This window comes from Salipiger sp. PrR003 (genome assembly GCF_010500785.1).
In the GTDB taxonomy this organism is placed as follows: Bacteria; Pseudomonadota; Alphaproteobacteria; order Rhodobacterales; family Rhodobacteraceae; genus Salipiger; species Salipiger pacificus_A.
In genome coordinates this window covers 180096-203576 of sequence record NZ_JAAGOV010000109.1, presented here as the reverse complement: position 1 = coordinate 203576, position 23481 = coordinate 180096, and the positions used below count along the sequence as shown (strand labels likewise).

At 63.0% G+C, this 23481-nt stretch carries 46 protein-coding genes; 24 read left to right on the top strand and 22 right to left on the bottom strand.

Going from position 1 to position 23481, the window contains the following annotated elements:
• The first annotated feature begins 15 nt into the window (after positions 1 to 15).
• A complete protein-coding gene (locus tag G0D83_RS30635; RefSeq protein ID WP_164198488.1) occupies positions 16 to 291 on the top strand; it encodes a hypothetical protein in 276 nt (91 codons plus the stop codon).
• A gap of 145 nt (positions 292 to 436) precedes the next feature.
• Here G0D83_RS30635 and G0D83_RS30630 read toward each other — a convergent pair whose 3' ends face one another.
• The 22 genes from G0D83_RS30630 to G0D83_RS32940 all read right to left on the bottom strand — a co-directional run bounded on the left by G0D83_RS30630 (position 437) and on the right by G0D83_RS32940 (position 13358).
• Positions 437 to 892 carry a gene transfer agent family protein gene (locus G0D83_RS30630; protein ID WP_164198487.1) on the bottom strand — a complete coding sequence of 152 codons (456 nt, stop codon included), beginning with the start codon at positions 890 to 892 and terminating at the stop codon, positions 437 to 439.
• Entirely contained in the window at positions 889 to 1338 is a 450-nt protein-coding gene (locus tag G0D83_RS30625) for a phage tail protein (RefSeq protein ID WP_164198486.1), read from the bottom strand. The genes G0D83_RS30630 and G0D83_RS30625 overlap by 4 nt, the downstream gene beginning before the upstream one ends.
• 110 nt (positions 1339 to 1448) lie before the next feature.
• Complete coding sequence (locus tag G0D83_RS30620; protein WP_164198485.1) at positions 1449 to 1901, bottom strand: HK97-gp10 family putative phage morphogenesis protein; 453 nt, start codon at positions 1899 to 1901, stop codon at positions 1449 to 1451.
• Complete coding sequence (locus G0D83_RS30615) at positions 1864 to 2067, bottom strand: hypothetical protein (protein WP_164198484.1); 204 nt, start codon at positions 2065 to 2067, stop codon at positions 1864 to 1866. Before G0D83_RS30615 ends, G0D83_RS30620 begins: the two co-directional genes overlap by 38 nt.
• Before the next feature lie 23 nt (positions 2068 to 2090).
• The gene (locus tag G0D83_RS30610; protein WP_164198483.1) at positions 2091 to 2507 is read right to left on the bottom strand and encodes a DUF3168 domain-containing protein; all 417 of its coding nucleotides are present in this window, start codon (positions 2505 to 2507) and stop codon (positions 2091 to 2093) included.
• The gene (locus G0D83_RS30605) at positions 2504 to 2866 is read right to left on the bottom strand and encodes a head-tail adaptor protein (protein ID WP_164198482.1); all 363 of its coding nucleotides are present in this window, start codon (positions 2864 to 2866) and stop codon (positions 2504 to 2506) included. Before G0D83_RS30605 ends, G0D83_RS30610 begins: the two co-directional genes overlap by 4 nt.
• On the bottom strand, positions 2863 to 3429 hold the full coding sequence (locus G0D83_RS30600; RefSeq protein WP_164198480.1) for a hypothetical protein: 567 nt from the start codon (positions 3427 to 3429) through the stop codon (positions 2863 to 2865). Before G0D83_RS30600 ends, G0D83_RS30605 begins: the two co-directional genes overlap by 4 nt.
• Complete coding sequence (locus tag G0D83_RS32005; RefSeq protein ID WP_203595689.1) at positions 3426 to 3602, bottom strand: hypothetical protein; 177 nt, start codon at positions 3600 to 3602, stop codon at positions 3426 to 3428. Before G0D83_RS32005 ends, G0D83_RS30600 begins: the two co-directional genes overlap by 4 nt.
• 65 nt (positions 3603 to 3667) lie before the next feature.
• Positions 3668 to 4870: a phage major capsid protein gene (locus G0D83_RS30595; protein WP_164198478.1), complete on the bottom strand. Its 1203-nt coding sequence runs from the start codon at positions 4868 to 4870 to the stop codon at positions 3668 to 3670.
• Between the two features lie 30 nt (positions 4871 to 4900).
• Positions 4901 to 5578, bottom strand: a complete 678-nt coding sequence (locus G0D83_RS30590; RefSeq protein WP_164198476.1) for an HK97 family phage prohead protease — start codon at positions 5576 to 5578, stop codon at positions 4901 to 4903.
• Positions 5562 to 6791, bottom strand: coding sequence for a phage portal protein (locus G0D83_RS30585; RefSeq protein WP_203595688.1), 1230 nt, complete (start codon positions 6789 to 6791; stop codon positions 5562 to 5564). Before G0D83_RS30585 ends, G0D83_RS30590 begins: the two co-directional genes overlap by 17 nt.
• On the bottom strand, positions 6788 to 8506 hold the full coding sequence (locus tag G0D83_RS30580) for a terminase large subunit domain-containing protein (protein ID WP_370457361.1): 1719 nt from the start codon (positions 8504 to 8506) through the stop codon (positions 6788 to 6790). The genes G0D83_RS30585 and G0D83_RS30580 overlap by 4 nt, the downstream gene beginning before the upstream one ends.
• Positions 8490 to 9011, bottom strand: coding sequence for a hypothetical protein (locus tag G0D83_RS30575; RefSeq protein WP_164198474.1), 522 nt, complete (start codon positions 9009 to 9011; stop codon positions 8490 to 8492). Before G0D83_RS30575 ends, G0D83_RS30580 begins: the two co-directional genes overlap by 17 nt.
• A gap of 129 nt (positions 9012 to 9140) precedes the next feature.
• Entirely contained in the window at positions 9141 to 9488 is a 348-nt protein-coding gene (locus tag G0D83_RS30570) for an HNH endonuclease (protein WP_370457360.1), read from the bottom strand.
• Positions 9489 to 9670: 182 nt separating this feature from the next.
• Complete coding sequence (locus tag G0D83_RS30565) at positions 9671 to 10354, bottom strand: hypothetical protein (protein WP_164198470.1); 684 nt, start codon at positions 10352 to 10354, stop codon at positions 9671 to 9673.
• Complete coding sequence (locus G0D83_RS30560; RefSeq protein WP_164198468.1) at positions 10351 to 10929, bottom strand: hypothetical protein; 579 nt, start codon at positions 10927 to 10929, stop codon at positions 10351 to 10353. Before G0D83_RS30560 ends, G0D83_RS30565 begins: the two co-directional genes overlap by 4 nt.
• Positions 10930 to 11191: 262 nt before the next feature.
• Positions 11192 to 11809 (bottom strand): hypothetical protein, encoded by a 618-nt coding sequence (locus G0D83_RS30555; RefSeq protein WP_235939635.1) that lies wholly within the window; start codon positions 11807 to 11809, stop codon positions 11192 to 11194.
• Positions 11810 to 11811: 2 nt separating this feature from the next.
• Positions 11812 to 12105 carry a hypothetical protein gene (locus tag G0D83_RS30550; protein WP_164198464.1) on the bottom strand — a complete coding sequence of 98 codons (294 nt, stop codon included), beginning with the start codon at positions 12103 to 12105 and terminating at the stop codon, positions 11812 to 11814.
• Positions 12102 to 12428: a helix-turn-helix domain-containing protein gene (locus G0D83_RS30545; protein ID WP_164198462.1), complete on the bottom strand. Its 327-nt coding sequence runs from the start codon at positions 12426 to 12428 to the stop codon at positions 12102 to 12104. The genes G0D83_RS30550 and G0D83_RS30545 overlap by 4 nt, the downstream gene beginning before the upstream one ends.
• A gap of 5 nt (positions 12429 to 12433) precedes the next feature.
• Positions 12434 to 12634 carry a hypothetical protein gene (locus G0D83_RS30540; protein ID WP_164198460.1) on the bottom strand — a complete coding sequence of 67 codons (201 nt, stop codon included), beginning with the start codon at positions 12632 to 12634 and terminating at the stop codon, positions 12434 to 12436.
• A 170-nt stretch (positions 12635 to 12804) separates the two neighbouring features.
• Positions 12805 to 13125, bottom strand: coding sequence for a hypothetical protein (locus G0D83_RS30535; RefSeq protein WP_164198458.1), 321 nt, complete (start codon positions 13123 to 13125; stop codon positions 12805 to 12807).
• A gap of 11 nt (positions 13126 to 13136) precedes the next feature.
• Positions 13137 to 13358: a helix-turn-helix transcriptional regulator gene (locus G0D83_RS32940; RefSeq protein WP_164198456.1), complete on the bottom strand. Its 222-nt coding sequence runs from the start codon at positions 13356 to 13358 to the stop codon at positions 13137 to 13139.
• Here G0D83_RS32940 and G0D83_RS30525 point away from each other — a divergent pair.
• The 23 genes from G0D83_RS30525 to G0D83_RS30425 all read left to right on the top strand — a co-directional run bounded on the left by G0D83_RS30525 (position 13318) and on the right by G0D83_RS30425 (position 23388).
• The gene (locus G0D83_RS30525; RefSeq protein ID WP_235958222.1) at positions 13318 to 13755 is read left to right on the top strand and encodes a helix-turn-helix domain-containing protein; all 438 of its coding nucleotides are present in this window, start codon (positions 13318 to 13320) and stop codon (positions 13753 to 13755) included. The genes G0D83_RS32940 and G0D83_RS30525 overlap by 41 nt on opposite strands.
• A gap of 458 nt (positions 13756 to 14213) precedes the next feature.
• Positions 14214 to 14561 (top strand): hypothetical protein, encoded by a 348-nt coding sequence (locus G0D83_RS30520; protein WP_164198454.1) that lies wholly within the window; start codon positions 14214 to 14216, stop codon positions 14559 to 14561.
• Between the two features lie 102 nt (positions 14562 to 14663).
• Positions 14664 to 14861, top strand: coding sequence for a hypothetical protein (locus tag G0D83_RS30515; RefSeq protein ID WP_164198452.1), 198 nt, complete (start codon positions 14664 to 14666; stop codon positions 14859 to 14861).
• The gene (locus G0D83_RS32630; protein WP_255455879.1) at positions 14858 to 14989 is read left to right on the top strand and encodes a hypothetical protein; all 132 of its coding nucleotides are present in this window, start codon (positions 14858 to 14860) and stop codon (positions 14987 to 14989) included. The genes G0D83_RS30515 and G0D83_RS32630 overlap by 4 nt, the downstream gene beginning before the upstream one ends.
• A 62-nt stretch (positions 14990 to 15051) precedes the next feature.
• Positions 15052 to 15393 (top strand): hypothetical protein, encoded by a 342-nt coding sequence (locus G0D83_RS30510; RefSeq protein WP_164198450.1) that lies wholly within the window; start codon positions 15052 to 15054, stop codon positions 15391 to 15393.
• Positions 15394 to 15547: 154 nt separating this feature from the next.
• A complete protein-coding gene (locus G0D83_RS30505; protein WP_370457366.1) occupies positions 15548 to 15856 on the top strand; it encodes a DUF2312 domain-containing protein in 309 nt (102 codons plus the stop codon).
• Entirely contained in the window at positions 15856 to 16161 is a 306-nt protein-coding gene (locus G0D83_RS30500; protein WP_164198448.1) for a hypothetical protein, read from the top strand. Before G0D83_RS30505 ends, G0D83_RS30500 begins: the two co-directional genes overlap by 1 nt.
• Positions 16161 to 16919 (top strand): phosphoadenosine phosphosulfate reductase family protein, encoded by a 759-nt coding sequence (locus G0D83_RS30495; protein ID WP_164198446.1) that lies wholly within the window; start codon positions 16161 to 16163, stop codon positions 16917 to 16919. The genes G0D83_RS30500 and G0D83_RS30495 overlap by 1 nt, the downstream gene beginning before the upstream one ends.
• Positions 16920 to 17205: 286 nt before the next feature.
• A complete protein-coding gene (locus G0D83_RS30490; protein WP_164198444.1) occupies positions 17206 to 17478 on the top strand; it encodes a DUF4031 domain-containing protein in 273 nt (90 codons plus the stop codon).
• Entirely contained in the window at positions 17475 to 17618 is a 144-nt protein-coding gene (locus G0D83_RS30485; protein ID WP_164198442.1) for a hypothetical protein, read from the top strand. The genes G0D83_RS30490 and G0D83_RS30485 overlap by 4 nt, the downstream gene beginning before the upstream one ends.
• Entirely contained in the window at positions 17615 to 18046 is a 432-nt protein-coding gene (locus G0D83_RS30480) for a hypothetical protein (RefSeq protein WP_164198440.1), read from the top strand. Before G0D83_RS30485 ends, G0D83_RS30480 begins: the two co-directional genes overlap by 4 nt.
• A 153-nt stretch (positions 18047 to 18199) precedes the next feature.
• Entirely contained in the window at positions 18200 to 18415 is a 216-nt protein-coding gene (locus tag G0D83_RS30475; protein WP_164198438.1) for a hypothetical protein, read from the top strand.
• Positions 18416 to 18598: 183 nt separating this feature from the next.
• Positions 18599 to 19120 (top strand): hypothetical protein, encoded by a 522-nt coding sequence (locus tag G0D83_RS30470; protein WP_164198436.1) that lies wholly within the window; start codon positions 18599 to 18601, stop codon positions 19118 to 19120.
• 24 nt (positions 19121 to 19144) lie between these two features.
• Positions 19145 to 19456 carry a hypothetical protein gene (locus G0D83_RS30465; RefSeq protein WP_164198434.1) on the top strand — a complete coding sequence of 104 codons (312 nt, stop codon included), beginning with the start codon at positions 19145 to 19147 and terminating at the stop codon, positions 19454 to 19456.
• Positions 19453 to 19740: a hypothetical protein gene (locus G0D83_RS30460; RefSeq protein WP_164198432.1), complete on the top strand. Its 288-nt coding sequence runs from the start codon at positions 19453 to 19455 to the stop codon at positions 19738 to 19740. Before G0D83_RS30465 ends, G0D83_RS30460 begins: the two co-directional genes overlap by 4 nt.
• Complete coding sequence (locus tag G0D83_RS30455; protein ID WP_164198430.1) at positions 19728 to 20294, top strand: hypothetical protein; 567 nt, start codon at positions 19728 to 19730, stop codon at positions 20292 to 20294. Before G0D83_RS30460 ends, G0D83_RS30455 begins: the two co-directional genes overlap by 13 nt.
• Positions 20291 to 20503 carry a hypothetical protein gene (locus G0D83_RS30450; RefSeq protein WP_164198428.1) on the top strand — a complete coding sequence of 71 codons (213 nt, stop codon included), beginning with the start codon at positions 20291 to 20293 and terminating at the stop codon, positions 20501 to 20503. The genes G0D83_RS30455 and G0D83_RS30450 overlap by 4 nt, the downstream gene beginning before the upstream one ends.
• A 17-nt stretch (positions 20504 to 20520) precedes the next feature.
• Entirely contained in the window at positions 20521 to 21399 is an 879-nt protein-coding gene (locus tag G0D83_RS30445) for a phosphohydrolase (RefSeq protein ID WP_164198426.1), read from the top strand.
• A complete protein-coding gene (locus G0D83_RS30440) occupies positions 21384 to 21581 on the top strand; it encodes a hypothetical protein (protein ID WP_164198424.1) in 198 nt (65 codons plus the stop codon). Before G0D83_RS30445 ends, G0D83_RS30440 begins: the two co-directional genes overlap by 16 nt.
• A 2-nt stretch (positions 21582 to 21583) precedes the next feature.
• A complete protein-coding gene (locus G0D83_RS32430; RefSeq protein WP_235958229.1) occupies positions 21584 to 21937 on the top strand; it encodes a helix-turn-helix domain-containing protein in 354 nt (117 codons plus the stop codon).
• Between the two features lie 11 nt (positions 21938 to 21948).
• Entirely contained in the window at positions 21949 to 22875 is a 927-nt protein-coding gene (locus G0D83_RS30435; protein WP_370457359.1) for a tyrosine-type recombinase/integrase, read from the top strand.
• Positions 22876 to 22984: 109 nt separating this feature from the next.
• Positions 22985 to 23131: a hypothetical protein gene (locus tag G0D83_RS30430; protein ID WP_164198420.1), complete on the top strand. Its 147-nt coding sequence runs from the start codon at positions 22985 to 22987 to the stop codon at positions 23129 to 23131.
• Between the two features lie 17 nt (positions 23132 to 23148).
• The gene (locus G0D83_RS30425; RefSeq protein WP_164198418.1) at positions 23149 to 23388 is read left to right on the top strand and encodes a hypothetical protein; all 240 of its coding nucleotides are present in this window, start codon (positions 23149 to 23151) and stop codon (positions 23386 to 23388) included.
• Positions 23389 to 23481: the final 93 nt, after the last annotated feature.

Genomic DNA, 23481 nt, shown 5'->3' with positions numbered 1-23481 from the left:
TCCCTGGGAGGGTTCATGAAATTACGAACGCGTTTCTCCACCACCGGGTCTGCCGGCGCGGTGTTCTTCATCGGCTCGGTCGCGCTGAGCGGGTACTTCTACGTCTCTATGATGGAAGAGGTCGCCCGCGGTCGCTTTGAGCCAGGTCTAGCGACCCAGCCCATGCTCTACGTCGCACTTTCGACCATCGGCGCCCTCGGGATTGCAATGATGCTCGGAGGACGTGAGATCGTCTCCGACGACATCATCGAGCAGGAGCGCCTCGAAGCCGCCGCCAAACGGAAGCCCTAACCGGTGCGTTCGATAATCCCTTTCCAGAGATCATCCTCTTCCTGAGCTGAGATACCGCCACCCTCGTCGCCGCCGTGCACCGCGTTCCAGCCCGCCACAGCGGCCGAGAACTTCCAGAGCGAGCAGGCCGCGACTTGGTCGGGGCTTAGGCCAACGGCTGCGCCGGTTCCGTAGATTTGCGCGAACCTGAGCTTTCCTCGGGGGAGCGGTTCGCGCTCATCTCGCTTTCCCCCTCCGGCTTTTCCGGCTCATCCTCCGGAGCACCTTGGATCGCGACACTGATGATCGAGAAGGCGAACGGCAGGTTCTCGGCAAGCTGCCCAGGCCCGACATATGCGCGGACCTTTTTCAGCGCCGCGATCGCATCCATGCCGCCGCCGATCAGGCCGAGGCGGATCACTTCGGAGACATAGGCGGGCGAGATGTCCTTGGGAGGCTGCGAGCCAAGGCCGCCGGCCAGCATTGCCGACTGAAGCGCCCACTGGATGTACCAAGGCCCCGCGTCGCATTTCTCCTGCAGCTCCTCGAGCTGCCCGATGCCGAGGGCGAACGGGTATGTCCCGTCCGCCCAATCCAGCGTTACGCGCCCACTGCGGCTCACGGTGCAGTGGTCCGTTCGTAGGTGATCTCGCCATCGGACTGCATCGAGACAGAGACGGTCACGCGCTCGCCACGGCTGCCCGACACCTCGAAGGATTCGACGTGAAAGTTGCCGGTGTAGATGTCCGAGTCGCCGTCCGGATAGACGAATTCGACCTCGCATTCGATGCTGTCCGTATCGGCCAATGCGGCTTCCCAGTCCGGCACCGCCGATTTCGCCAGGACACCCTCGCCGCTGATCGATCCGGACATGCTCTGCACGTCGCGCTCGATCCACGAGGGCGCATCGGGATCGTCGCAGTTAGGCACGTTGGTCTCGCCGAAGGTTTTGTTGCGCGAGAACGACTTCGACGTGAACCCACAGGGAGCGGTGAATACCGGCGTCGCTGCGCCGTCGGAAAGCCGGACAAAGAACTGTCCGAACTTGACTGTGACTGGTTTTGCCATCGCTGGGCTCCATCAAAACAAATGGCCCACCGGAATGGTGAGCCCCGCGGCTTGCCGAAGGCCATTTCTCAGCACCCTGCCGAAGCAGGCATCTTCTCGTGACGGGTAGACTACGAGCCGCGGGCTGCGGCCTTCGCCGACTCGCGGACCGCCTTGCGGACCTCTCGGCGCGCCTCTTTTCGGCTCGCGCGCCAGCTTACGTAGAAATACGGGCTGGCGGGCATCTTCACCGTGCCGAACTCCTGCCAGCGCGCGTAGTAGGCCTCTTTGTTGCCTGCGTAGATCGTGAGGGTCAGATCGCCCCCGACGCCCGCGCCCTTCAGCGCCGCGAGTACAAACGAGCCTTTGGGAGCCGCGCCCCACGTCCAGCCGATGCTATCGCGCAGCGTTCCAGGCGGATTGCCGTGGGAACCATCTGCGCTGTCAGGCGCCAGGTTCTTCATCATGGCGACGACTTTGTCTGCCGCCTGCTCCATCGCCTGCCTGACCTGCTTCTTCGTTTCAGGCGTCAGGCGTTTCAGCTTCTTATCCAGCTTTGCCAGATTGAGAATTTTCGACGGCATCCGCGCCCCCTTTGTCCGCGCCGCCGGCCTTGACCGCATAGCCCTTCGCGATTGCAGCATCGGCGCAGGCCCGGGTGACGGACCCTTCGTGGCCCTCCGGGTAGCGGATCGACACGCTGGGTTTCGGCTTCCAGCGGAAGGTCTTCGTGAATTTGACCGTGGGCATAGCTTCTCCTCTTCGGCGCCTTGTCAGGCGTAGGTTTCGATGATGGCGCGCACGGAAACGACGCCGTGGACCGTGATGCCGTCCGGGTCATCGAGGATCCGGACGCGAGAAACTTCGATCAGCGCGAGCGCATAGGGATCGGGCATGTCGAGCTCTGCATTGTGAAGCACCAAGCGGACAGCATCCGCGATCCGCTTGAGACGGGACTTCCGACCGAAGTTCCGATCCCAGATGTCGATCTGCAGGACGTGCTCTTCCCCGTCGATGCAGTCGGCATCTTCGTCGGTGCCGTCAGAAGGGCCGAAGGTGACATCCGGGTAGTTCCGGCGGTCGGTCGGCGGCGCGACCTCGTAGACTCGGTCGCCCACCAGGGCTGAGACATCCGGCGCTGCGAGCAATGTTGCTTCGACCAGGTTCTGAAAGGCCTCGGACGAACTCATGTCGCCACCCCGCTCTCGGCGGTGATTTCGAGCCACTGCCGATCTTCAGTGGGCACCACGCTTCGAATGTTGAAGACCGTGCCACGACGCGCATCGCGCATGACCCAGTCTGAATTAACCGTGTCGGCAACTGAATTCCTGCGGATGGTCACCACCACGGGCTGCCGGCCGTCGAGGCGAGCCGCCTGAACCGCCTCTCCCCCGCGAAGGTAGCGAATGTGCCCGCTGCACCTCAGCGCATCATGCTGCATGCCCGTGAGACTGCCCCTCGCATCGTAGACGGGCGCGTCGAAGGCAACGCTGTCGTGAAGACCGCCTGCGGGCTGCTGCAGCGCCCGCCTGTCGCGCTGACCGATCATATGACCGACCACCGGTATTTGGAGATCAGGCGGTCATAGACCGGCTCAGCGATCGATATGCCCTCGCGTTCAGCGAACATGTGCGCCGCCAACTGCATGATCGCGACCTTGATGTCCGAAGGAACTGCAGATGCGTCATCAAAGCCGCAGGTGAACTTCACGGAGACCGGGCCGTCCGAGTCCGCTTCTAGAGCAGGCCGCGACCAGTTCGACGGAATGCGGACCATGGTGCCCGTGGCAACGGCTTGCGGCGTGACGTTCGGGCCGCTCTGCTCAGCGCCATCTTCATCGAAATAGGTGATCTCCACCGCCGAAACATCGGGCACCGGAAGCAGGAAACGGGTGCACCAGCCCGCGACTTGCAGCTGCCAGGTCTGGGTCAGGATTGCCCGCCCGAGGATCCCGCGAAAGCCATCCATTTCTGCGGTCGCGGCGCTGAGATATTCCTCGACAAGGCTGTCGGATTCAGCGTGCTCGATAACGGCATGCTTCTTGCAGTCCGACACCTCGACCGGCAACCCAACGGGCGCCGTGACGAGAACAGGGCGGAAGACGATGCTCACTTTGTCGCCTTGGTCTTCGGCGCCGTCACCGCCTTGTTCTTCGGCTCTGGCTCCACCTTGGCAAGCACGCCACGATCGACGAGGTGCTGCACCTCGGCCTCGCGTGCCTCGCGCTCATCGCCGGCCGCGTACCAGACATCCCCCTGATGGGGGCGCAGGACTTTGAATTTCATGGGGCTATCCTCCATCGGTTCACTGAGAGGGCGGGGAAACCCGCCCTCCTGAGAGAGCCGATCGATCAGGCGACGAAGCCGAGGTCGCCGTAGATAAAGGCCTCGGGCCGGTAGACTGCGAGCGCGAGGCGCTCTTCGGCGAGCAGGGTCACCATGTTGTTGATGAAGTCCTTGTCGACGAAGCCAGCCTCCACGCGAGCGTCCCAGCGGTCGAAGATCTGGGCACCGAGCTTGAAGGCGCCGGTCAGGAACTTGTCCACGGCCATCGCCTGCGTGGCGACCACCGGAAGCCCCCAGAGGGTTGGCGAGATGGTACCCTGCGGGTTGCCGATGATGTAGCGTCCGTCCGCATCCTTGGTCAGCTCGATGCGCGCCCAGTCGGTGGGATTCATCACGTGCCCGGTCGCCGGGTACTCCGCCAGAGCCGCCTGCAGCATGGCAAGGCGCATGGTGTCGATAGCGGTACCGGCGGTCGGCGCAAACGCCTCCGAATAGGCGGTCGCATTGGGCACGAGGCCGGACAGGTTCTGGCCGGTACCGTCACCGTTCAGCAGCTGGTTCTCTTCGGCGAACGAGAGGCCGTAGATCAGGCGCTGGTCGATCATCGAGCGCAGGACCGACACGTCGTCGAGCGCCTGCCGGCTGGCTTTCATCCAGTGCGCGATCACCTTCGCCGAGGAGCTCTTGAGGTCCAGCTTGATGTCCGACTGCGGCTTGGTAGCGCCTTCGGCCACCGGCGCCGCGTTGTTGTTGAAGCCGGTCTCCTGGACATACTCGATGGTGTTGCCGTCCATACGTCCCTGCGAAAGCAGATCGCGCACCGTCATGCGGCGTTGCGCCAGCTCCTGGACGCCGGGCAGGCGCGTCGGCGCTCCGCCGTCGCCAACCGAGCCGTCGGCGTCAGTGGTGAGCGTGGTCAGGTCGGCCTTGACCCGCAGGTCCGCCTTGCCGCTAGTCGGCGAGCTTTCCATCCAGGACTTTACATCCTCGCTCTCAACAAACCGCTGGCCGAGAGACTTGCGCTCTTCCGGATCATTCTCGCCGCGGCGGGCCATCTTCTGCTCGAGTTCGGTCATCTGACCGGTCAGCTCGTTCATCTTGAGGAGCGCCTCGTCGGCGGTTTCCTTGATCTTGGCGCTCAGCTCCTCGCCCGACTTGGCCTTGCCAAGCGCTTCTTCGGCGATGGCCTTGACCGCGTTGACCGACTTCTCGTGCGCAGCTTTCACTTCGGCGGCAAGCTGCTCAGCCGTTTTGGGTTCACCAGACATGGGAACCTCCTCTGTAAAGGGGGGTGGCCTTTAGGCCGTCATGGCGCGCAGGAATGCGAGCCCGTGGTCCGCTTCGGCAGGTTCCCCCTGCCCCTTCAGGTGGACGCGCGCGGCACGCTCCGCCTGCGAGTTCGAGAGCCCCAAGGACCCCTTGAGCAGCTGCTCGAACTCCCGCTCAGTGAGCCGATCCCCGGCCTTGAGCTTTTCCGTGATCTCGTGAACCGCCTTAGCGGCCTTGACGCTGGCGATGGTGGCGTTGGCATTGGCGCCGATCGACACCACCGACACTTCGAGCAGGTCCAGCTTTTCCAGCGTCCAGACGTGCGTGTCGGTGTCGACCGAATACTCTCGGATTCGATATCCGATCGAAAGGCCGTCGATGTCGCCTTCCTTCAATAGGGCATAGGCTTCTTTGGCCTGCTGCACGCCCATGTTAAGCTTGCCCACCATCATCAGGCCATGCCCATCCTCCTCCGCCTCGAGCCACTTGCCGATCGGTCGGCTGGCGTCATGCTGCCAGAACATCTTTGGCATCGTGCCCTTGGCGCGGTGATCTGCCAGACTGTCAGCAAAGGCACCCGCTGCGATGACATCGCCGTAGCTGTCGGGCTCGCCGCCGAATGTCGAGCCATAGCCCTCGAACTCGCCGGTTTCCTTGAGAGCCTTGATCTCGAGGATCGGGTTGGCAACCTTATTGATCGCGTCCATCGCCTATCTCCATGTTCGAACCTGCTTCGGTGATCGGCACGTTCTGCATCTGCATGCGCGGCACGTCCCCGCCCTCGACCGGGCCGAGGTTCTCCCGCTGGCGAACCTCGTTGATGGTCAACCAGCCATTGCTGAGGCCGGATTGGTAGAAGTTCGATCGGCTGGCGCTGTCGCCGCGCAAAAGCCCTTCGATGTTGAACTCGACGTACATTCCGCGCGCACGCTCGGCGGCGGTCAGAAGCTGTTTGTTCACGGCCTGTTCGATCCGCTTGAGCCGTCGGCGCAGGGTGAACTTCTGGAACGCGAGCGTTTGCTGCTCAAGACCGGTGCCCCAGCTGCTGCTCTTCTCGGTATGACCGATCATGTGCGGCGGGACCCCGAAGAACCGGCAAATCTCTTCGACCGAGAAGCGGCGGCTTTCCAGCATCTGCGCGTCCTCGGGATTGATGGTGAACGGGACCCACTTTGTGTCGCCCTCGAGGACCATCGGGCGGCCGGCGTTCTGCGCACCCACGAACTTCTCGACCAGCTTTGTCTCGGCGATCTCCCGCTTCTCCGGGCTGAGCCAGTCCTTGAAGGTCAGCGCTCCAGAGGGGCGCAGACCGTTTTTGAAAGTGGCCGCCGCCGCGCGATCGACGGCGCGGGACAGACCGAAGGCCTGACGCCCGAAATGCAGCGTGGACATGCCCCCGAGGGGATTACCCCCGAAGCCGCGGATGTGGAGCACGCCAACATCTGTGCGAACATGCTGCAGGCCATTCTCGGTCCAGCGGTATTCGAGCGCGCCATCTTTCAGTCGTCGCACTGTGACCAGGTCGGGCCGAATCGGAACCAGCGCCATGAGCTTGCCCTTGCCGTCGAGTTCCTTCGCCGCATAGGCGTTGCCCCAAAGCTCGAGCGAGGCCGCGATGAATTCCCAGAAGTCCAGCGCGGTCTGATCATAGTTCGGGCTGTCGTGCAGCAGGCGGAACAGGGCGTGATCGCGGATCAGCTCGCGGCCCTTTTCACCAGCGCCATAAGTCATCAGCGGCAGCGAGCCGATGGTGCCGGCGAGCAGATTTGTGCAAGCCCAGACCGCCGAGAGGCCGAGCACCGTGCTGTCGCTCACCACCTCTCCGCTGTCCGCAACCTGCGCAGATGGGCGCCAGCTCTCGGCCTCGGTCAGCGACACCGGTCGCACGAGCGCGGACTTGATCCATTGCGTCAGTTTCAAGTCGAGGCCTCCAGTGCAGCGAAATAGTCATCGGAGCCTGCGGTCCCTGTCCCGACCGGGTTCCAGCTCATCAGCATCACGGCGTTGAACATCGCCATCAGCGGATCGATTTTGGCGGTGCCACTCTGAGCCTTGGTCACGATCACAGCATTGCCCCGCGCCTCGACCTTTGCGTTACCCACGCACCAATCCATGATGCGCTGCCCGCAGTGGGTCATCGACCCGTTCTTGAGCTTCACGGGCGCGCTCTTGATCGCCGCGTTCAGCTTGTAGCCCTGGCTGATTGGACGAATGTCTTCGATCCTGAAACCGGCTTCGGTTAGCGCATCAATGATGCTGCCAACGCCCTCCGGGTCCATCCCGATCGCGTCTTCCTCCGGGAGCAAGCCTGCAGACCTCAGCCTGCTGCAGATCTCGACAATCTCGGGGTTCGCCTCCGCCTCAATGTTGTCCACCAGGTCCAACTCATCAGCGGAAGCGAGGTCCTCAAGCTCGGGCGCGATGCTCTTGCGGAGCTGCAGCACATCCCGATCCGCCCACGCCTTCACCCAGACCTGCCAGGCCTTCGTCTCAGCATGACGGCCCATAACGCAGAGGCCGAGGAGGTCATCGAGGCCGCCGCCGTCCACGCCTACGACGCAGACCTCGGAGCTCGACATGATCTCGGCCAAGGTCATTCCGTCGCGGCCCGCCTTCGGCCAATAATCCGCGCCAACCCACCGGTCATCGTGAAGACCAAGGCCAATCTCGATATTCAGGTGCTGCGACACCCAGACCTGCTCAGCCTCCGGCGAAACCGAGCCGTTGTTCGTGTAATCGTCCTCGAGGCGCTGACGGCTGATCGACCGCCCGAGGTTCGGCAGCAGGAGCGTCCAGTTCTCCCGATTGCGCCAGAAGCTCTCCAATTTCTGGAGCTTCTCCGGGAACTCGTAGAGGATCGGCAGCATGATCGGGGCCGCGCCAGCCTTGCCGTCCCGGATGGCCCGCGCCTTCTGCAGCTCGGACTTCCAGATCCCCGCCGGCCGCTTGTCCGACTGGGTCGTGATCATCATGAGCTGGCCACCGTTCATGGTGATGCCGCCGCCCCTGATTTGCTGCATCACCTGAATCGCTGCCGACTTCTTCCCGAGCTCGTGCAACTCGTCGATGATCGTCATGACCGGGATTTCCCCGGTGACGATCGAGGTGTCGAAGGTCTTCACCTCAAGCTTCGCGCCCGTCTTCCGCCGGGTGATCGTCTTCGTGTGGTCCTGCACCTTGAAGATCAGCGCAAGGTCCTCATCGAGCCGGATCATCGCCTGCGCCTGGTCGAAGCACCGGGCCGAGATGTTCTGCGACGGCCCAATGAGCAGCATCTGCCCGTTCGGCACCTCGCAGAGGTAGAGAGCCGTCAGAGCCAGCGCCGCCGTGTAGGTCGACTTGCTGTTCTTCTTCGGCACCATGCACAGGCATTCCCAGACAAGGCGCTCCTGCGTTTCCGGGTCCTCGCTGGCCAGGAACGCCGCGAGGATGTCCTTGAACCAATCACCGCAGGCCTCGCGCATCGGCGGGTTGCCCGGCACGTCCGGCAGGCGCAGGCGGTTAAAGAACGCCAAGGCCTTCGCCGCCTTCGCCTGGTTCAGCGGAACATCCGCCATCGGCGTCTCGCCGGCCTTCAGCTTTGCCCACCAGTCCGGGCAGGCGAACCGCGGCGAAACCTCAATGGCGTTTTCCACTGATGGCCTCCTGCTCAAGCTCCGCCATCAGCAGGGCATCCGCCTCCTCGGCCGCAAGGGCGTCGGTCTGCTTTTTGCCCAGGCGCTCTTCCTTCTTCGGCTCCTCTCGATCAAGGCGACCCATGCGCTCCTCGGCGCGCATCGTGTCGTTCTTCTCGACCAGCGTCTGAAGGAACCGCATCGCGCCAACGTTGCCGCCGTCGAAGGCCGCCGTCGCCGCGACCTCCAACTGCCGAGCCACGAGCCGATCACGCTGGAAGTCCCGCTCCTGAAGCTCGGGTCTAAAATAGCGCTTTAGCGTCGGCTCCGAGATGTGTTTCCCGGTCCGGGGATCCACGACGCATCTAGCGATCCGCGAGTTTGACCACCCCATAGCCAGCAACATACTGACTTTACGTGCATTTTCTTCAGTGCGCTCGAAGGGCGGACGGCCCCTCTTGCCTTTGCGGCTGAAGATGCGATTGCCCCAGAGGTCAACCTCGTAGGAATTTTCATCGTCAGACACAAAAAATCTCCGGATGAGGGGGACGCGGGTCTAGGCCGATAAGGCCCCCTGAAGTTTCGAGGTACCCCCCACCTGATCTGAAAATAAGAGAATTAAGCTAAGAGAATTAGGCTCTTGCGCCGTTCGACCTCAGACCAGCCCGCGCCGCTCAAGGCTCTGCTTCTCCGCGTCGTGCCATTCCTTGCTGACCGACTGCAGGTTCTCTTCATCCCAGAACAGATCAGGGTTGCCGCGATGCGGCTTGATGTGGTCGACAACCGGGCTGTTCGGCGCCGGGTACTTGCCGATCAGCATGACGCCGGTCTGCCGGCAGATGAATTGATCGCGCTCAAGCACCTTCATCCGGAGCCGCTGCCACCGCGCCGTGTTCAGCCAGTCCTTCGAGCGCCGCGCCTTGTCGTCGCCCTTCGGCGCAGCCGACTTCCGCAGACGAGACGCAGGCGCGCCAAGCCGCGACGGCAGGCCGCGTCCGCTCAATCGTCCCATGCTGTCTCCGATGATCGACCAGCCGCCCCGCCGCTGCAGCTGGTCAGTGTGCCTCGCGCCAGTCGGCGGGCGCGCCGAGGTATCCCAAACGAGAAGCGCCCGGCAGCGGGGTCTCCGCTCCGGGCGCACTTCGGTTCGCAGGCAAGATGTCAACAGAAGCTCGTTCCTGTCAATCACTTTCTCCACGGGGTCATCGGAGGCATTCGGTCGGTGACCTCAAATTTGCGCAACTCAATGCCACGGAGACGTGCCTGCACCGACAGCAAAGCACCCCACCAGTCGAGATACTCACGCCGAGCCGCAGCGATTTCCCGAGCGCCTGGCACGACCACGACCGGTGTCCAATACTCTTTTCGGACACGGCGCCGTCCACGCGAGACATACGCCACCTCTTGGCAAACCTCGGCCTTCCCGTACTGACCGAGGTGGTTCCGCTTCGACCACTCCTTCGGCTGGAAGCGTTGCGGCCCGAGGTCCCATTGGGGCGTCCGCCCTACACGCGCCAACTCAGCCACCCTGACCGCCATGCGCCATGGAACGGCGTTGCGCAACACCGACGCGACCAGATCGGCGTCATCGTGAGGAAGGCTCCGACCGAATGACGTGTCTGGTCGGACTCCCTCGCCGGACCGCTTCCCGAGGGCGAGCTGCTGCATGATCCGATACTCGGCGCCTACGGCGGGGTGATACTCCACCGCCGAAGAGCCTACTTCATCGAAGTCCATGGACGCAAATTCGGTCCCGAATGCCCAGTTGAGCAGACCCCTAACTGAGATTAGGGACTTGCCGTCGGAAGACTGAGGGTTGCGCTCAATACCAACCATCTCACGCGCCACGCTGCGATGACCCATCATCATGCCGCTCCCTCCGGAAGCAGGGCTATCGCGCGCCGCTCCATACCTTCGTACCAGCGCAACCATTTCAGATCGTCGTCGCGCGTCATGCCCCGCCGCACCCGATCCTGACAAAGCTCGCGCTGCCGTTCCCATTCGTGTGCCCGCTCGCGAATGATCCGCCGATCGCCATCGTTCAGCGGCGGGCGCTTGCGCTTCTCGAGGAAGGCGAACTCCGCGACCAAGACGCCCTCGGCCAACGCCGCCGGCCCGCGCGCCGAGCCGAACCAGCTGATGATAGTCGGATGCTCCTCCACAGGCCGCGGCGCGACAGCCTCAGCCAAGGCCGTGATCGTCGCCATCGACGGCCACGCGTCGCGCGCCTTCCCCTCGCCGCGGTACCGCAGCATGTCGCGGAGCGTCCCTAGCTGCTCATCCGACATGTAGGTCAGCGCGTCGGCCAGCTTCACCAGGAAAGCGTCGTGCGCATCGAGCTTCACGTTCCCCGGCTTGCGAAAGCCATGCTCGGTCAATGGGTCGATCAACAGTCGCCTTACCCTGCCCCGCTTCGTCTCGCTGGTGGTCTGCTCGGTGGTCATTGCCAGCCCCTTCTCTCAGCAAATCCTGAGTTATCCACAGGTGTCACCGCTGGTTTGTCGCGGTTCCGCTTTCTCTTTTCCTTTTCTTTTCAATCTCTTTTCCTCTCCTTTCAGCGGGTACGGAAACGAGACAAAAAAGGGGGAAACACGGGTCAGATCACGGAGAAACACGGAACATTCCGTGTTATTTCCGTTCCGTTCTGTGATTTTTCCGGAATATTCTGTGACGGTGACAGAATATCACGGAACAGAACCGTTCCGTTCACCCGCTCATCTCCACCTGAAATTCATCCAGAGCCTTTCGAACGAGAGGCTCGCGCCGCTGCGCGTCGGGATAGTTTTCCTCAAGCCATTCATTGAACCGGCCGACGAAGCCAGGCACTTGCAGCAGCTGCGGCGCCTTGATCCTCGTCTCGATCATTTCGGTGAGGTCCTTGAGTCGCTTTGCGAGACGCCGCTGGTCTGCCTCGACCTGGTTCTTCTTTCGGGACTTGAGCGCCTCGAGGGCGACTTCCTGCACGATCGGATGCGCGTATCGGACCTCCCCGTTGTCGCAGCGGACAAGGTGCCAGTTGTGCAGCGGGTTGATCTCCCGCTCGCAGAGCTGCCGCCAACGATCGAGCGTGACGCCGACGGTATCCGCCAGGAGGCGCTCATCTGTCGGCAGGGTGCCCACCGGAGTCTCGTCGTGTGCCTCGCAGATCAAAAGGAATCCGAACCAACCGACCTCGGGCTCGGCCAACCGCTTGAAGTTGCTCTTCCGCCAGCGCTTCAAGTTCCATTGGATAAAGAAGTGGGAGTCGAGGCGGTCTTCTGCCGAGATCGGATACTCGGGCAAGTCATCTGTTCCGACAGGTCGGAAGGCGCGTTGCGTCGCCATCATTAAGTCCCCTTGGAGTAGGCTCTGGCACGCAGCGCCCACAGGGCCGCCATCTCTACCTCGAGCGCGTATTTCGCCGCGCCGAACGCGGTCTCGTTGCTGTGCAAGCGCGCCGCGATCACCTCGCGGGCACGGGCGTGCGCAAGAGCGACGTCATCGCCAGGCACGACATTCGGAAAGGCGTCGAGCGCATCGCTCAGCGCCATGATGGTGCCGCCGCAAAGCGTCATGCCGCCCTTGTGCAGGGCAAGCGCCGTCGCGGCGATCACAAAGGATGCGCGAGCGGAGCCGGTCATTGCGCCGCCTTCCGCGCTGCGCCGCCGGTCATTCCGGCCCGATGGAGCATTCTCCAGACAGTGGTTCGCCCGACACCCAAAGCGGTCGCGATGTCATCCAGCTTCGCACCGGCCTGCCGCATCTTCACCGCGCGGGCATCGCCGCTCTTGCGAAGACGGGGCCGAGCACCGTTGGGAAGAGGATCGCCGTCATGCTTGAGAGCGGGTGATAGACGCGCCCGGCTGCATCCGACCCGATCCGCGACATGCTCGAGCGACAGTCCGGAGCGCCGCAGCTGGCGGGCCTTCCGCATGTCGATCGACGTGGTTTTTGCATTGCGCATCCCTGTCACCAATAGGAGGCGGACAGGTCCGCCCCCCCCTCAGCCGCTTCATCCGCCTCTTTGACGCGATTGGTGCGGACCCGAACCTGGTGGCTCGCGAGGCCGCTGGACTTGGCGATTTCACCGCTGGACGTGCCGCCGGCCCGGCTTTTGACGAGCGCGAGGAGCGCCTCATCGTCGGAACGTGTCGGGATGCGATAAGCCATGGGCGTTCCTCAGAAGAAGGCCGGGGCCGACGCCCCGGCAGTTCCAATAGGGAAACGCGGGGCATTCAGCCGCACGCGGCCCCGCTTCGCGCCACACACGGAGAACGGCATCCCCCGAGCGACTGAATTGCTGTGCGGACTCGCGCCCACATTTGCGATGGCGGGCGGCGTCATGCCGCCCTCCGTTCACCCATTTCCGCCTCGAGCGCCGCGGCCAGAGCCGGGCCATGCTCGACCATGGCGATCAGAACCTTGTCCGCCGACGGGCGGTTTGTGGCGTTCCACCAGTTGCACGCCGTCGAGAACCGCACCTCGAAATGCGCAGCGACCTCTTCCGGGTTCCGGAATTCGGCGTGCAAGAACCGGCACCACACCTCGGGAGCCATCACCCGGACAGCGAACCGGTCCAGAATCTTGGGGCGGGACTGGCGCGCAGCACGCGGTGCAGGCTGAGCGCGTGTATTGTCTACAGCGAGATGGAGTTTTGACATGGGGACTATCCTCAAGCGGCAGTTGTGGAGGGATCGATCTTGGACTGCTCGACCCAGGAAGAGGGCGGAACAGCGCCTTGAGTCTCCCGGTCAATTCGAACAGCCACAGCGAGGCTCGGCGATAGCGTGCCGGAGGCAAGCCGAGAGATCGTCGCCTGAGAAAGCCCGACCTTCAGAGCGAACTCAGCTTGCTTGATCGATTTTCTACTCAGATATGCTGAAAGCGCGTTCATGACCTCCGGCATACCCAACTGGAATATTCCAGTCAAGCATACTTATTCCAGTCACGAATTTGGCTCTGTGAGAGACGCTGGTAACTTCCGGCGGATGAACAACGTCGCATCCATACGCAAAGCCAAAGGCTTTTCGCAGGCAGAACTCGCCGACCTAGCCGGCGTTGAGCAACCAACCATCTCCAAGCTTGAGCGCGGCAATCAAAGCGTCACGCTGAGAACGATTAAGGCGGTCGCAGACGCTCTCGGAGTACCGGTCTCGGACCTCTTCGCTGATAGGTCAGACGCCGAGAGAGCAATCATTGATGCCTATCGCAGTCTTCCGGAGATGCGCCGTCGCGGCTGGCTTGATATGGCTCGGACCGTTGCGTCTGAGGATGATGATCCGAAGCCATAAGCAGTTCTAGAAAGCGATTGAGTTCCGCATCAGTGAAGCCCGCAACCAACTGAATAAACTCATCATCGTACATTCCAGGCCTCAAATGTTCTCATTCCGTTCTAGGTAATGGGCTGAAACGATTCGGGTCAAGGTTCAGTGTCGCTGAAGCGCGCCAGCGTTCAGCACGAAGAAAAGTTTCCTTTTCATCGTCGCGCCGCTTGCCCCCAAGCGGTGTGCGCCAGCGCGTATCACCGTTCGCGAGTGAGCGCATATTCGGCACAACCACCCGACCATGGCTGGGGTCAATCTGTAGAATCGAAAGCACTGAACAGGCGCAGGTTTCCTGGATGCGGGCCGCAGTTGCCCCGAGCTCCCAAACCGGGAAAAGCAAAAAATTCCCATCAGGACTTTTTATTCTTGATCAGAATATTCCAGTCGCGTATAGAGTATCCCCATCAACCCATGGAGACGCTACTATGCCGGACCATACCAAATCCCAGTTCAGCGCCATTGCCGCTGGCCTCACGAACCCAGAACTCCCCCAATCCCTCCCTTCCGCAGCGCACCAGCTCTGGCTGACTGCCAAGGAACTCCGCGGCGCGCCGATTGACGGCGAGCGCCTGCAGCGCCTGGAAGCGATGCCGTCGCATTACCCGATGGCTCCCGCTGATGAGGCTAAGCTTGGCGAGTTCGCAGCCGGCCTCGAGCGGGCGCGCCCTGCGATCAGCAAGGCAGTCGAGGAGGCCCGCCCCAAGCACGATGCGCGGCGCGCAGGCTTCCTGACCCGCTTTCTTCCCCACCATCCGGGCGGCGACGCGGCGTGAGCCGCGTCCATCGCTCGACGTCACCCCCGCGACCCCATGGCAGGCGGCATCCCGATGCAGGCACGTTCATCCTCCCTCCCATCGCCTGAGCGCGGAGAGGCAGTGAGAGGAGAAGCCACCACTCACGGACACCACGCCCTCTGTCTCTCACAGGCCCGCGCTGTCGTCGCGGATGTCGCCTGCCATGGGATCGCCGAGATCACCCGCGCCTGCGCGGTGATCGTGGATCGCACAGACGATCCCAATGAAGCGCATTCGGCCCGCGCGCTGCGCGGCATTCTGGAAGGAGAGCAGACGTGATCAGCAACGCCATCCGCCATCGCGAGCGGTACCTCGACGATTTTTGCAGAGGCATGTGCTGGGGCCTCGGCTTCGCGCTCGGCGCGGCCTGCGTCGGAATCCTCGCGGTCGTGGTGCCCTTTCTCTGATGGGGGATCATCCGAACCCCGATGATGTCTTCCGCGCCAATTCGAAGATCGCGCGGGATGCTTTGGACAAGCTCGCCAGAGAACTGCGCACGGAAGACCAACACGATCGCGCGGCAATCTGCGAGAGCGCCAGCCGGGTGATCGACACCACCAGCCGGGGCTACATGCTCGCGACCGAGGAGATCAGGCGGCTCAGCGCGATCGAGGACCCGTTCTGGATGGTCTGCCGCAAGCCTCGACACCCCGAAGCGAAGACTGAGCCGAAGCGCCGATTTGCCCGCATCGAGGCTGCACGTGATGAAGCGCGCCGACTGGCATGCGCCCTCGGCGTTTCCTTCGTCATCCTGGTCGCGATCGAGGAGATCGCACCGCAGGACACCAATCCGGGGCGCCTGCCCCACTGAATGCAGGGCATGAGGCCCGCATCCCCTCGCCGCGACCCAGCATGGATCGTCTCTGCCCCCAAGACGAACGCGGCGAGGGGCAACAATCCCAAGAGGACTGAGCATGCTGATGCCCCAAGATGCCGACTTCCAGATAGACACCGCAGGCGCCGACATGGCTCGCGCGGCGTCACGCAAGCGCACCCCCATGAAGGAGACCGCCGAGGACAAAGCGGTTTCCGATGGCGCCTACGGCGTCGCCGCCGGTGAGCTGAAGCAGTTCATCGAACGTTTTGAGCGCCTCGAGATCGAGAAGAAAGAGGTCGCAGACCAGCAGAAGGAGGTCATGGCCGAGGCCAAGGGGCGCGGCTACGACACCAAGGTCATGCGCAAGGTCATCGCCCTGCGCAAGCGGGACCCCGATGACGTCGCCGAGGAAGAGGCGGTGTTCGAGATGTACAAAGCTGCGATGGGGATGGCGTGATGGAGACATTCAACCATCTCCCGCCCGAACATCTGGAAGCCGCCGGACAAGCGCGGCTTGGCGCCAGCGCGCCCCGGAAATCCGCAGCCTTTCCTCCCCTCAGAGATCAAGAGGGCCAGGTCTTCGGCGAGGGCTCGCAGAGGCAGCCCCGCGCCGCACGCGCGCCGTTGCCGTCGGGCTGGTGGGCAGCGGTCCTGATCTTCGGCATCATCGTGACCGGCGGCATGTGGGTGATCTGCGCCGCGGTCGAGCAGCTTGGCGTGATGATCCGCGCGATGGCGGCGTTCCTCGAGGCGCTGTTCTGATGCGAGACACCTTCGACTTCCCAGACGAGGTTCGCGACATGCTCGACGCGGGCGCCCTCTTCGCCGTGAACCACAGCGCGGGCAAGGACAGCCAGGCAATGCTGATCGCCCTGCGAGATATGGGAGTGCCCGATGACCAGATCCTCATCGTGCATGCCGATCTGGGCGAGGTGGAGTGGCCAGGGAACCTCGAGCACATCCGCGACACCGCAGGCGATCTCGAGCTAATCATTGCCAGATCGCGCCGGACGTTCCTTGAGATGGTCGAGCAGCGCGGGATGTTTCCGAGCCCCAGTCAGAGGCAATGCACGTCCGACTTGAAGCGTGGACCTATCCAGCGCGAGCTGCGGCGATACCTAAAGGCGAACCCGCGCTTCGGCGGGCGGATCGTCAACTGCATGGGGATGCGGGCGCAGGAAAGCGCGGCGCGCGCCAAGAAGCCTGCCCTTCGCTTCTCCGAGGCAAACAGCAAGGCCGGGCGGACCTGGTATGACTGGCTTCCGATCCACGACTGGACGGAGGAAGAGGTCTTCGCGTGGATCGCCTACGCCGGCCAGAAGCCGCACTGGGCCTACGCCAAGGGCATGAGCCGCCTGAGCTGCCGCTTCTGCATCATGGCTTCCGCCTGCGACCTCACCACATCAGCAAAGCTCAACCCGGACCTATACCGCCGCTACGTCGAGCTGGAGAAGCGTATCGGCCATACGCTCAGCATGTCGCGGCGCGGGCTCGAAGAGGTTACCGGGGTGGCCGCATGAGTGGCGTCGCCCACCAAATGCCCCGGATTGGGGGGACATTTTCCAAACCGGGGCTACTGGTAATGCAAAAGTGCTGTCTTCAAAAGTTTACCCTCCCCTTCAGCACCGGGAAAATTCCGGCGCTAGTTCCCGAAGGATCGTCGGGCGCATCAGCCCACTCACGGACCTCGTTCACGCTGCGTCACTTTCTTGCCTCAGTCGAGAAGGCTCATCCTCAGATTGCTAAGATTCCTGTGGATAACAACCGCCGGAAAATCGGCTCTCTAGATGTGGTGGGAGTGGCAGCATGACCGTCTACGTCGACGACATGTACCGCACCGAGATGGGCCGCTTCCGGCACATGAAGATGAGCCACATGATCGCGGACAGCACCGACGAGCTGCTCGCCATGGCTGACCGGATCGGCCTGAATCGGAAATGGCTGCAGATGGCCGGCACCGCTGAAGAGCACTTCGACATCGGCATGGGATTGCGCGCCAAGGCAGTAGCCGCCGGTGCGGTCGAGATCAGCATGCGCGAGCTCGCGATGAAGTGCCAGGCGCGGAGGTCACCACCATGACCGACCTCTACACCGCCTTCGTCATCATCTGCGCCGCGATCCGCCCGGTCCACATGCTGATGAGGCTACCCGCCGCCAGAGCGCGCCGCCGCCTGATCCAGCAGTTCTACCAAACCCGAAACCACCGGAGCCAACTATGAAACTCAGACTGATATCCGCCGCCGCAGCGATGACCATGCTTCTCGCAGCATCGTCCTGCGAACCTGCATCCGACGTCGCCTCCCGCAACCTCTCTACGGCGGCCGACAACTTCGAGGTGCCGCGGCGGATCACCTTCTACAACGGGATCACCGATCAAGTGGTGCTGGTGACGGAGGGCTTCTGCTCGCTCGGCAACAAAGACACTGACCGCCGCATGTCGGTCACCTGCAAGACCGGCCCGAACAAGTACCTGAAGAACTACCTCGGGCTATCGGACAACGTCTTCTTCGTCTCCGAGCAGCTGGTGGAGGTGAACGCGTCGGAGTTCCACTACCGGCTCGTGTTCCGCCCGCAAGCGATGATCGCCGACATCGATTTCCAGGGCAGCGCCGACGAGCTCACCAGCAACAAGAACTCCGACGGCTGAGCCGTCGCGCCCAACCCACTAAGGAGCCCAGTGATGCCAAGGCAGGTCCAATGCGGTGATTGCGGGATGATCACCTCCAGCCCATGCGCGCACCCAGACTGTGGACTGCGCCCACCGACACCGAAGGCCCGCCAACGAACCGCGGAGGAAGCCATGAAGCGCTACAAAATCACAATCGAAGAGATCGGCGAAGAGGTCCGCACTATCGGAAAGAATTGGGAGCGAGGCGCAGGCGGAAGCCCCGAGGAGTTCGGCTACACCCCCGAGACCCAAGCTACCCGCCAGTACAGCCGCACGATCTACGAGCAGACCGTCGAAGACCTCGACATGGCAAGCGTCGTCAGCGTTGTGAACGGCCTGTCCAGCTAGCCCCGGAGGCACCATGGGATACATCCCGAGAATAGGCGTCGCCCCCTGCCCAGCGTGTCACAGCATCTGCGGCGGCCCGAAGCTCCGCCATCGGTTCCGCTGGCGAACCGGGTTCTGGGTCAGGCTCGAATGCGCTTGCGGCATTGCCGGTGCTTGGCAGCGGGATGAGACCAGCAACGCGCCATGGAACGTCGCCGCCAGAGGCTGGAGCCTTATCGCCGGAGACTGGCCGATGACACCGCCACCACCGAAACCTTCCAGCTAACCCCACAATACGGAGGAACCCTCATGGGATGCGACATCCACATCGTCCTTGAGCGGCGCCGCAACGGACAGCCCAAATGGATCGGAGAATACTGCTCCGACAACCACCCCGTCGTCGGGCGCAACCTCAGAGCACGACAGCGCGATTATGGCTTCTTCGGGCGACTCGCGCACGTAAGGCATCACCCTGAAGAGGGCCCTCACCACTACCCGCAAAACCTGCCGCGCGACGTGAGTGATCTGGCCTGGGACCAATACATGCGCTGCCCTACCGACTACCACACCCCGTCGCATCTCAGCGTGCCTGATTTCTGCGAGGCATACTTGGCCGAGAACCCGAATGACCCGCAAATCCGCGCGGAGCACGTCGCCTTCGATCTGCTTGGCGTCGATAGCGAAGAGGACTGCGAATACCGCGTAGTCTTCTGGTTCGACAACTGAATCCATCCACCCCCGGAGATCGGAATGACGCACAGCGGAACTCACCGCCCCTACCGGCCCAGCAATGGGACAGAGGGCGACACCTTCATGGCGGGATGGTGCGCAAACTGCGCTCTCGCCGACTACGAAGGCGACGGATGCACGATCCAGCTTCGCGCCTTGGCCCACAGCATCGACGAGCCTGAATACCCGGCGGATTGGAACCACACCAACGGCGGCGAGCCGCAATGCACCGCCTTCAGAACAGAAGCAGAATCCGAGCCAAGGTGCCGCGAGACGCTGGACATGTTCGATCGGCTCGAAGACCAGCCCGCCCAACCAAGGAGAGCACAGTGAGCGAGCAAGTATTCTTTGCGCAAGATGCAGAGGGCACCCTGCGCCGTTGGCACCCGACGCCGGAGATGATGCGAGGCAACGAAATGGCCCGCGCGATCCGAGGCGGAAGCCCAGGTAACCATGTCGCCTACCTAATCGAGTTCCTCGCCGCGAGGCTTGTCGAGGTCTACGGCGAAAACGAGCGCATGGACTTCATCCTCGCAGCTAGGGAGCGCGCGGCGATGCTGCGCAGAGCACTCCCGGACACCACACCTAACCCCGGAGACGCTTCATGGGACAGATGAGCCGCAGAGGATTCCTTGGCAGATCGACGGCCCTAGCCGTCTCCGCCATGATGCCGATACCCAAGGCGATGGCTCTCGTCGCTCAGGATACCCCTGCTCTGCGCTGGTTCGCGGTGGGGGACGACGAATTTCTCTGGCCGTATCTCAGCACCTCAATGGAGGGCGCCATCCGGCAGCACGCCGAGGAGAACGGATATACGGTCGGAGACGAGTGCCCGGACTGCGGCGAGATGAGCTGCACCGATCACAACGCCGATCTTAGCGCTCCGCTTCCTTGGCTTGAGGATTACAGCTTCGCCTTCGACAGCAGACTCCCAGTGGATCGCGAGCCCTCTCTGGCGGAATGGATCAAGGCCGGATGCAACGTGCCCTGCGAGGCCTGCGACTACGGCGAGCCGACAGAATGCCGGATGTTCCAAGGCCAAGCGCTTTGCGAGGAGTGCTTGCAGGAAGCGCGGACCGAGCGCCTCGACAGAATGGTGGGCACTCAACCAGGCACGCCGACAAATCAACCGCGCTGGCTGTGGCACGGCGAACCGGCGAGGCACGCATGACTAGAACCCTAGGCGATGCTTTGCCCGCCGCTATCCACCGCATTCGCGAAGAGGTCCTGCCCGCTAGCCAGAGCATCTGGCCCGCAGGGCAACCGGCCATCCAGCTGGTGATCAATCCCGCGCTTCTAGAAGCCGTGGACGCGCTTGCGTCCGGCGACGTCGTGCGAATGGCCCGCGCCCATCAGGCGCTGGTCGACATCAAAGTCTGAGACCGTCAGGAGACACCATGAGCCGCATAATCTGCATCTACCACGCGAACTGCGCCGACGGCTTTACCGCGGCATGGTGCGTCCGCTGGGCGCTTGGTGAGACTGTCGAGTTCATCCCAGCCAGCTATGGCGAAGACCCGCCGGAGGTCGGCGGCGCGGACGTGATCATCGTGGACTTCAGCTACAAGCGGCCCGCCATGGAGGAGCTGGCAGCATCCGCGAAGTCTGTCCTCGTTCTGGATCACCACAAGACCGCCGAGGCCGACTTGGTGGCGCTGCCCCTGACGCAGGACACGTGGCGCCAGCACCTTCGCTGCGGCGTTCGGCTCGCGACTCAGTTCGACATGCAGCGTTCCGGCGCCCAGATGGCATGGGACTATTTTTGCCAGGGCGACCGCCCCACACTGGTCAACTACGTCGCGGACCGCGACTTGTGGAGATGGGAACTGGCGGCCTCGCGCGAAGTATCCGCAGTCATCGGGTCCCTCGAGCACAGCTTTCAGGGCTGGGATGCCCTCGCTGCTCGCCTCGAGGACCACCAAGCGATGATCCGGCTTATCGACGAGGGCGCCGCGATCTTGCGTGCGCACGATAAGATGGTCGACCAGGTAACCGACGCGCATCGCCACATGGTCATCGGCGGGCACCGCGTGCCGGTCGCGAATGCGCCCTATGCGCTGGCATCAGACGCGGCAGGAAAGCTCGCCGAGGGGAACCTGTTCGCCGCCACCTACTTCGACGGCCCGAAGGGGCGGACCTTCTCGCTGCGGTCTCGCGGCGGGGGCCTCGACGTGGCCGAGATCGCTGCACAATACGGCGGGGGCGGCCACAGGAACGCGGCAGGCTTCAAAGCGGCGCAGGGCTGGGAGGGAGATGCACCATGTTCGGCGGTATAGAGATCATCGCTGTAGAGCCCGGCACGGAGATCGAGCACGAGGGCAAGAAGCTCACCGTGACCGAGACCAATGCCGTGCAGATCGGGAAACGCATGTACATGACCGAGGCGCACGTCGTAGCGCTCAAGGCTCAGGGCAAGAAGGAAGCCGCGGCCATGCCGCTTTTCGGAGGGAAATTGTAACCATGGCGGTGACCAGGCTTTTACCTATCCCCGAAGCCGCAGACATGCTCGGCGTTCCGCCCGGCTCACTGAGGACCGCGGCTGACAAACACGGGAAAACGATCAGAATGGGACGCGCCGTGCGGCTGCACCCCGACGACCTAGAGGAGCTGTGCAAGCTATGCCGAGACGATCCCAAGGCCCCCGCCTTCACTGGCGAGAAAGATCAGGCCGAGCCTCATACTGGGAAATCCGGGACACCGGAGATGTCCGGATCTCGACGAGCACTGACAGCCGCGCAAAAGCTGAAGAAGCTCTCCAAGACTACCTCGACCGTAAGCTCCGCCCAAGTGGTCCCGCTCGGCCGCAGGAACTGACGGTCGGCCAAGTGCTCGAATACTACGCCGAGGAGCACGCGCCTCAGACCGCCGACCCGGCCCGGATCGCCTACGCCATCGAAGCGCTCGCCCCGTTCTGGGGCAGCATCTTCGTGAGCGAGGTGAAGGGCGCGCTCTGCCGCCGGTACGCCTCGCAGCGGGTCCACAAGAAAACCGGCAAGCCCATTGCGGCTGGCACTGTGCGGCGCGAGCTGGGCACGCTGCAGGCCGCGCTCAGGCACGCCGCCGCCGAGGGGCACCTGATCGGCACCGCTCCAATCGTGAAGCTGCCCGCGAAGCCGGACGCGAAAGAGCGCTGGCTGACCCGCCAGGAGGCGGCATGGCTGCTGCGCGCGGCCCGCAAGCTCAACAGCGACGGTCGGCACCTGCAGGACTTCATCCTCTGCGGCCTCTACACCGGCAGCAGGAAGGCGACGATCCTCGCCCTGCACATCGACACACCGTCGATCAGCGGCGGGCACATCGACACCGTGAACGGGCTGCTCTACCGGAAGCCGCAGGGGAAGATCGAGACCAAGAAGAAGCAAGGCGTGGCCCGGCTCTCCGGCAAGTACCTGTCCAAGGTCCGACGGCAGGCGAAGAACGGGCGGCACTACGTGGTCGAGCGCACCATCACGCGCAAGGGTAAGGAGACACGCGCCATGGTCGGCGACATCCGCAAGGGCTGGGCGCGCGCCATCGAGCTCGCCGAGGATATGGCGGCGAAGAAGGATATCAAGCTCGACCTCACGGACGTGACCCCGCACACGCTCAAGCACACCGCGATCACGTGGGCCCTGCAGAGCGGCGCGGACATGTGGTCCGCCGCCGGGTACTTCTCGACCTCGATGGAGACCCTGGAAGAGGTATATGGCCACCACCATCCAGATTGGCAGAAGGGCGCCAGTGAGGCGGCAGGAAAGGCGGGTAAGGCATGAAATGCGAGCACTATGCTATTCAGGCACGTCCGGACAGAAAGTGGTGCTGCATCAGGTGCGGTAAGGTCGCGACTCTACAATATTTCGAATCCAGATGAGGGGCGAATAGATGCTTGATATCCTGCAGTTCTATGTGTCTGGCTTCTGGGTTTGGTTGGGGCTGACAATCGGCCTGTCGCTGGTCGTCAAGATGATTGCGTTGTTGGTTCTTGGGCTTGCCGGGGTAATCCGCGGCGGCAACATCACCATCGAATAGTTCAGAAAGGAGGACACATGCTCAGCAATCCAGGAACGGAGGCGCGCGAGCGCGAGGTGGATCAACTATTAGGTGCCCTTCGCGAGCGCCTAGTCCGAGGCGAGTGGTCTCGGATCACCATCGAGAACGGCCTCGAATACGTGGATGGTCGCGATGGGTGGGAGGACCCGCAGCCTAATGGCTCCTTCATGCTGCATGCGGAAGCGCTGAGTAGCCCGCGCCAGGTGATCTCGGAACACAAGGAGGCCAAGCGGTGATCGAAATCAGACGCCAACCCTCCGGAGCCTGGTTCGCGACCGATCCGGCTTTTGGTGTCATCTCAGGAAGTTCGGAGGCGGATGTCCGGACCA

What these genes read in the sequence shown, in the direction of transcription:
- G0D83_RS30440 (WP_164198424.1), top strand. Translation starts at nt 21,384, where the DNA reads ATGTTCGGCGGTATAGAGATCATCGCTGTAGAGCCCGGCACGGAGATC.
- G0D83_RS32940 (WP_164198456.1), bottom strand. Translation starts at nt 13,358, where the DNA reads ATGAACGCGCTTTCAGCATATCTGAGTAGAAAATCGATCAAGCAAGCT.
- G0D83_RS30590 (WP_164198476.1), bottom strand. Translation starts at nt 5,578, where the DNA reads ATGGACGCGATCAATAAGGTTGCCAACCCGATCCTCGAGATCAAGGCT.
- G0D83_RS30635 (WP_164198488.1), top strand. Translation starts at nt 16, where the DNA reads ATGAAATTACGAACGCGTTTCTCCACCACCGGGTCTGCCGGCGCGGTG.
- G0D83_RS30540 (WP_164198460.1), bottom strand. Translation starts at nt 12,634, where the DNA reads ATGGCTTATCGCATCCCGACACGTTCCGACGATGAGGCGCTCCTCGCG.
- G0D83_RS30595 (WP_164198478.1), bottom strand. Translation starts at nt 4,870, where the DNA reads ATGTCTGGTGAACCCAAAACGGCTGAGCAGCTTGCCGCCGAAGTGAAA.
- G0D83_RS30565 (WP_164198470.1), bottom strand. Translation starts at nt 10,354, where the DNA reads ATGATGATGGGTCATCGCAGCGTGGCGCGTGAGATGGTTGGTATTGAG.
- G0D83_RS30430 (WP_164198420.1), top strand. Translation starts at nt 22,985, where the DNA reads ATGCTTGATATCCTGCAGTTCTATGTGTCTGGCTTCTGGGTTTGGTTG.
- G0D83_RS30610 (WP_164198483.1), bottom strand. Translation starts at nt 2,507, where the DNA reads ATGAGTTCGTCCGAGGCCTTTCAGAACCTGGTCGAAGCAACATTGCTC.
- G0D83_RS30620 (WP_164198485.1), bottom strand. Translation starts at nt 1,901, where the DNA reads ATGCCGTCGAAAATTCTCAATCTGGCAAAGCTGGATAAGAAGCTGAAA.
- G0D83_RS30465 (WP_164198434.1), top strand. Translation starts at nt 19,145, where the DNA reads ATGACGCACAGCGGAACTCACCGCCCCTACCGGCCCAGCAATGGGACA.
- G0D83_RS30555 (WP_235939635.1), bottom strand. Translation starts at nt 11,809, where the DNA reads ATGGCGACGCAACGCGCCTTCCGACCTGTCGGAACAGATGACTTGCCC.
- G0D83_RS30475 (WP_164198438.1), top strand. Translation starts at nt 18,200, where the DNA reads ATGAAGCGCTACAAAATCACAATCGAAGAGATCGGCGAAGAGGTCCGC.
- G0D83_RS30520 (WP_164198454.1), top strand. Translation starts at nt 14,214, where the DNA reads ATGCCGGACCATACCAAATCCCAGTTCAGCGCCATTGCCGCTGGCCTC.
- G0D83_RS30455 (WP_164198430.1), top strand. Translation starts at nt 19,728, where the DNA reads ATGGGACAGATGAGCCGCAGAGGATTCCTTGGCAGATCGACGGCCCTA.
- G0D83_RS30470 (WP_164198436.1), top strand. Translation starts at nt 18,599, where the DNA reads ATGGAACGTCGCCGCCAGAGGCTGGAGCCTTATCGCCGGAGACTGGCC.
- G0D83_RS32430 (WP_235958229.1), top strand. Translation starts at nt 21,584, where the DNA reads ATGGCGGTGACCAGGCTTTTACCTATCCCCGAAGCCGCAGACATGCTC.
- G0D83_RS30505 (WP_370457366.1), top strand. Translation starts at nt 15,548, where the DNA reads ATGGCTCGCGCGGCGTCACGCAAGCGCACCCCCATGAAGGAGACCGCC.
- G0D83_RS30480 (WP_164198440.1), top strand. Translation starts at nt 17,615, where the DNA reads ATGAAACTCAGACTGATATCCGCCGCCGCAGCGATGACCATGCTTCTC.
- G0D83_RS30450 (WP_164198428.1), top strand. Translation starts at nt 20,291, where the DNA reads ATGACTAGAACCCTAGGCGATGCTTTGCCCGCCGCTATCCACCGCATT.
- G0D83_RS32005 (WP_203595689.1), bottom strand. Translation starts at nt 3,602, where the DNA reads ATGAAATTCAAAGTCCTGCGCCCCCATCAGGGGGATGTCTGGTACGCG.
- G0D83_RS30425 (WP_164198418.1), top strand. Translation starts at nt 23,149, where the DNA reads ATGCTCAGCAATCCAGGAACGGAGGCGCGCGAGCGCGAGGTGGATCAA.
- G0D83_RS30550 (WP_164198464.1), bottom strand. Translation starts at nt 12,105, where the DNA reads ATGACCGGCTCCGCTCGCGCATCCTTTGTGATCGCCGCGACGGCGCTT.
- G0D83_RS30495 (WP_164198446.1), top strand. Translation starts at nt 16,161, where the DNA reads ATGCGAGACACCTTCGACTTCCCAGACGAGGTTCGCGACATGCTCGAC.
- G0D83_RS30615 (WP_164198484.1), bottom strand. Translation starts at nt 2,067, where the DNA reads ATGCCCACGGTCAAATTCACGAAGACCTTCCGCTGGAAGCCGAAACCC.
- G0D83_RS30485 (WP_164198442.1), top strand. Translation starts at nt 17,475, where the DNA reads ATGACCGACCTCTACACCGCCTTCGTCATCATCTGCGCCGCGATCCGC.
- G0D83_RS30500 (WP_164198448.1), top strand. Translation starts at nt 15,856, where the DNA reads ATGGAGACATTCAACCATCTCCCGCCCGAACATCTGGAAGCCGCCGGA.
- G0D83_RS30490 (WP_164198444.1), top strand. Translation starts at nt 17,206, where the DNA reads ATGACCGTCTACGTCGACGACATGTACCGCACCGAGATGGGCCGCTTC.
- G0D83_RS30545 (WP_164198462.1), bottom strand. Translation starts at nt 12,428, where the DNA reads ATGCGCAATGCAAAAACCACGTCGATCGACATGCGGAAGGCCCGCCAG.
- G0D83_RS30445 (WP_164198426.1), top strand. Translation starts at nt 20,521, where the DNA reads ATGAGCCGCATAATCTGCATCTACCACGCGAACTGCGCCGACGGCTTT.
- G0D83_RS30625 (WP_164198486.1), bottom strand. Translation starts at nt 1,338, where the DNA reads ATGGCAAAACCAGTCACAGTCAAGTTCGGACAGTTCTTTGTCCGGCTT.
- G0D83_RS30560 (WP_164198468.1), bottom strand. Translation starts at nt 10,929, where the DNA reads ATGACCACCGAGCAGACCACCAGCGAGACGAAGCGGGGCAGGGTAAGG.
- G0D83_RS30535 (WP_164198458.1), bottom strand. Translation starts at nt 13,125, where the DNA reads ATGTCAAAACTCCATCTCGCTGTAGACAATACACGCGCTCAGCCTGCA.
- G0D83_RS30605 (WP_164198482.1), bottom strand. Translation starts at nt 2,866, where the DNA reads ATGATCGGTCAGCGCGACAGGCGGGCGCTGCAGCAGCCCGCAGGCGGT.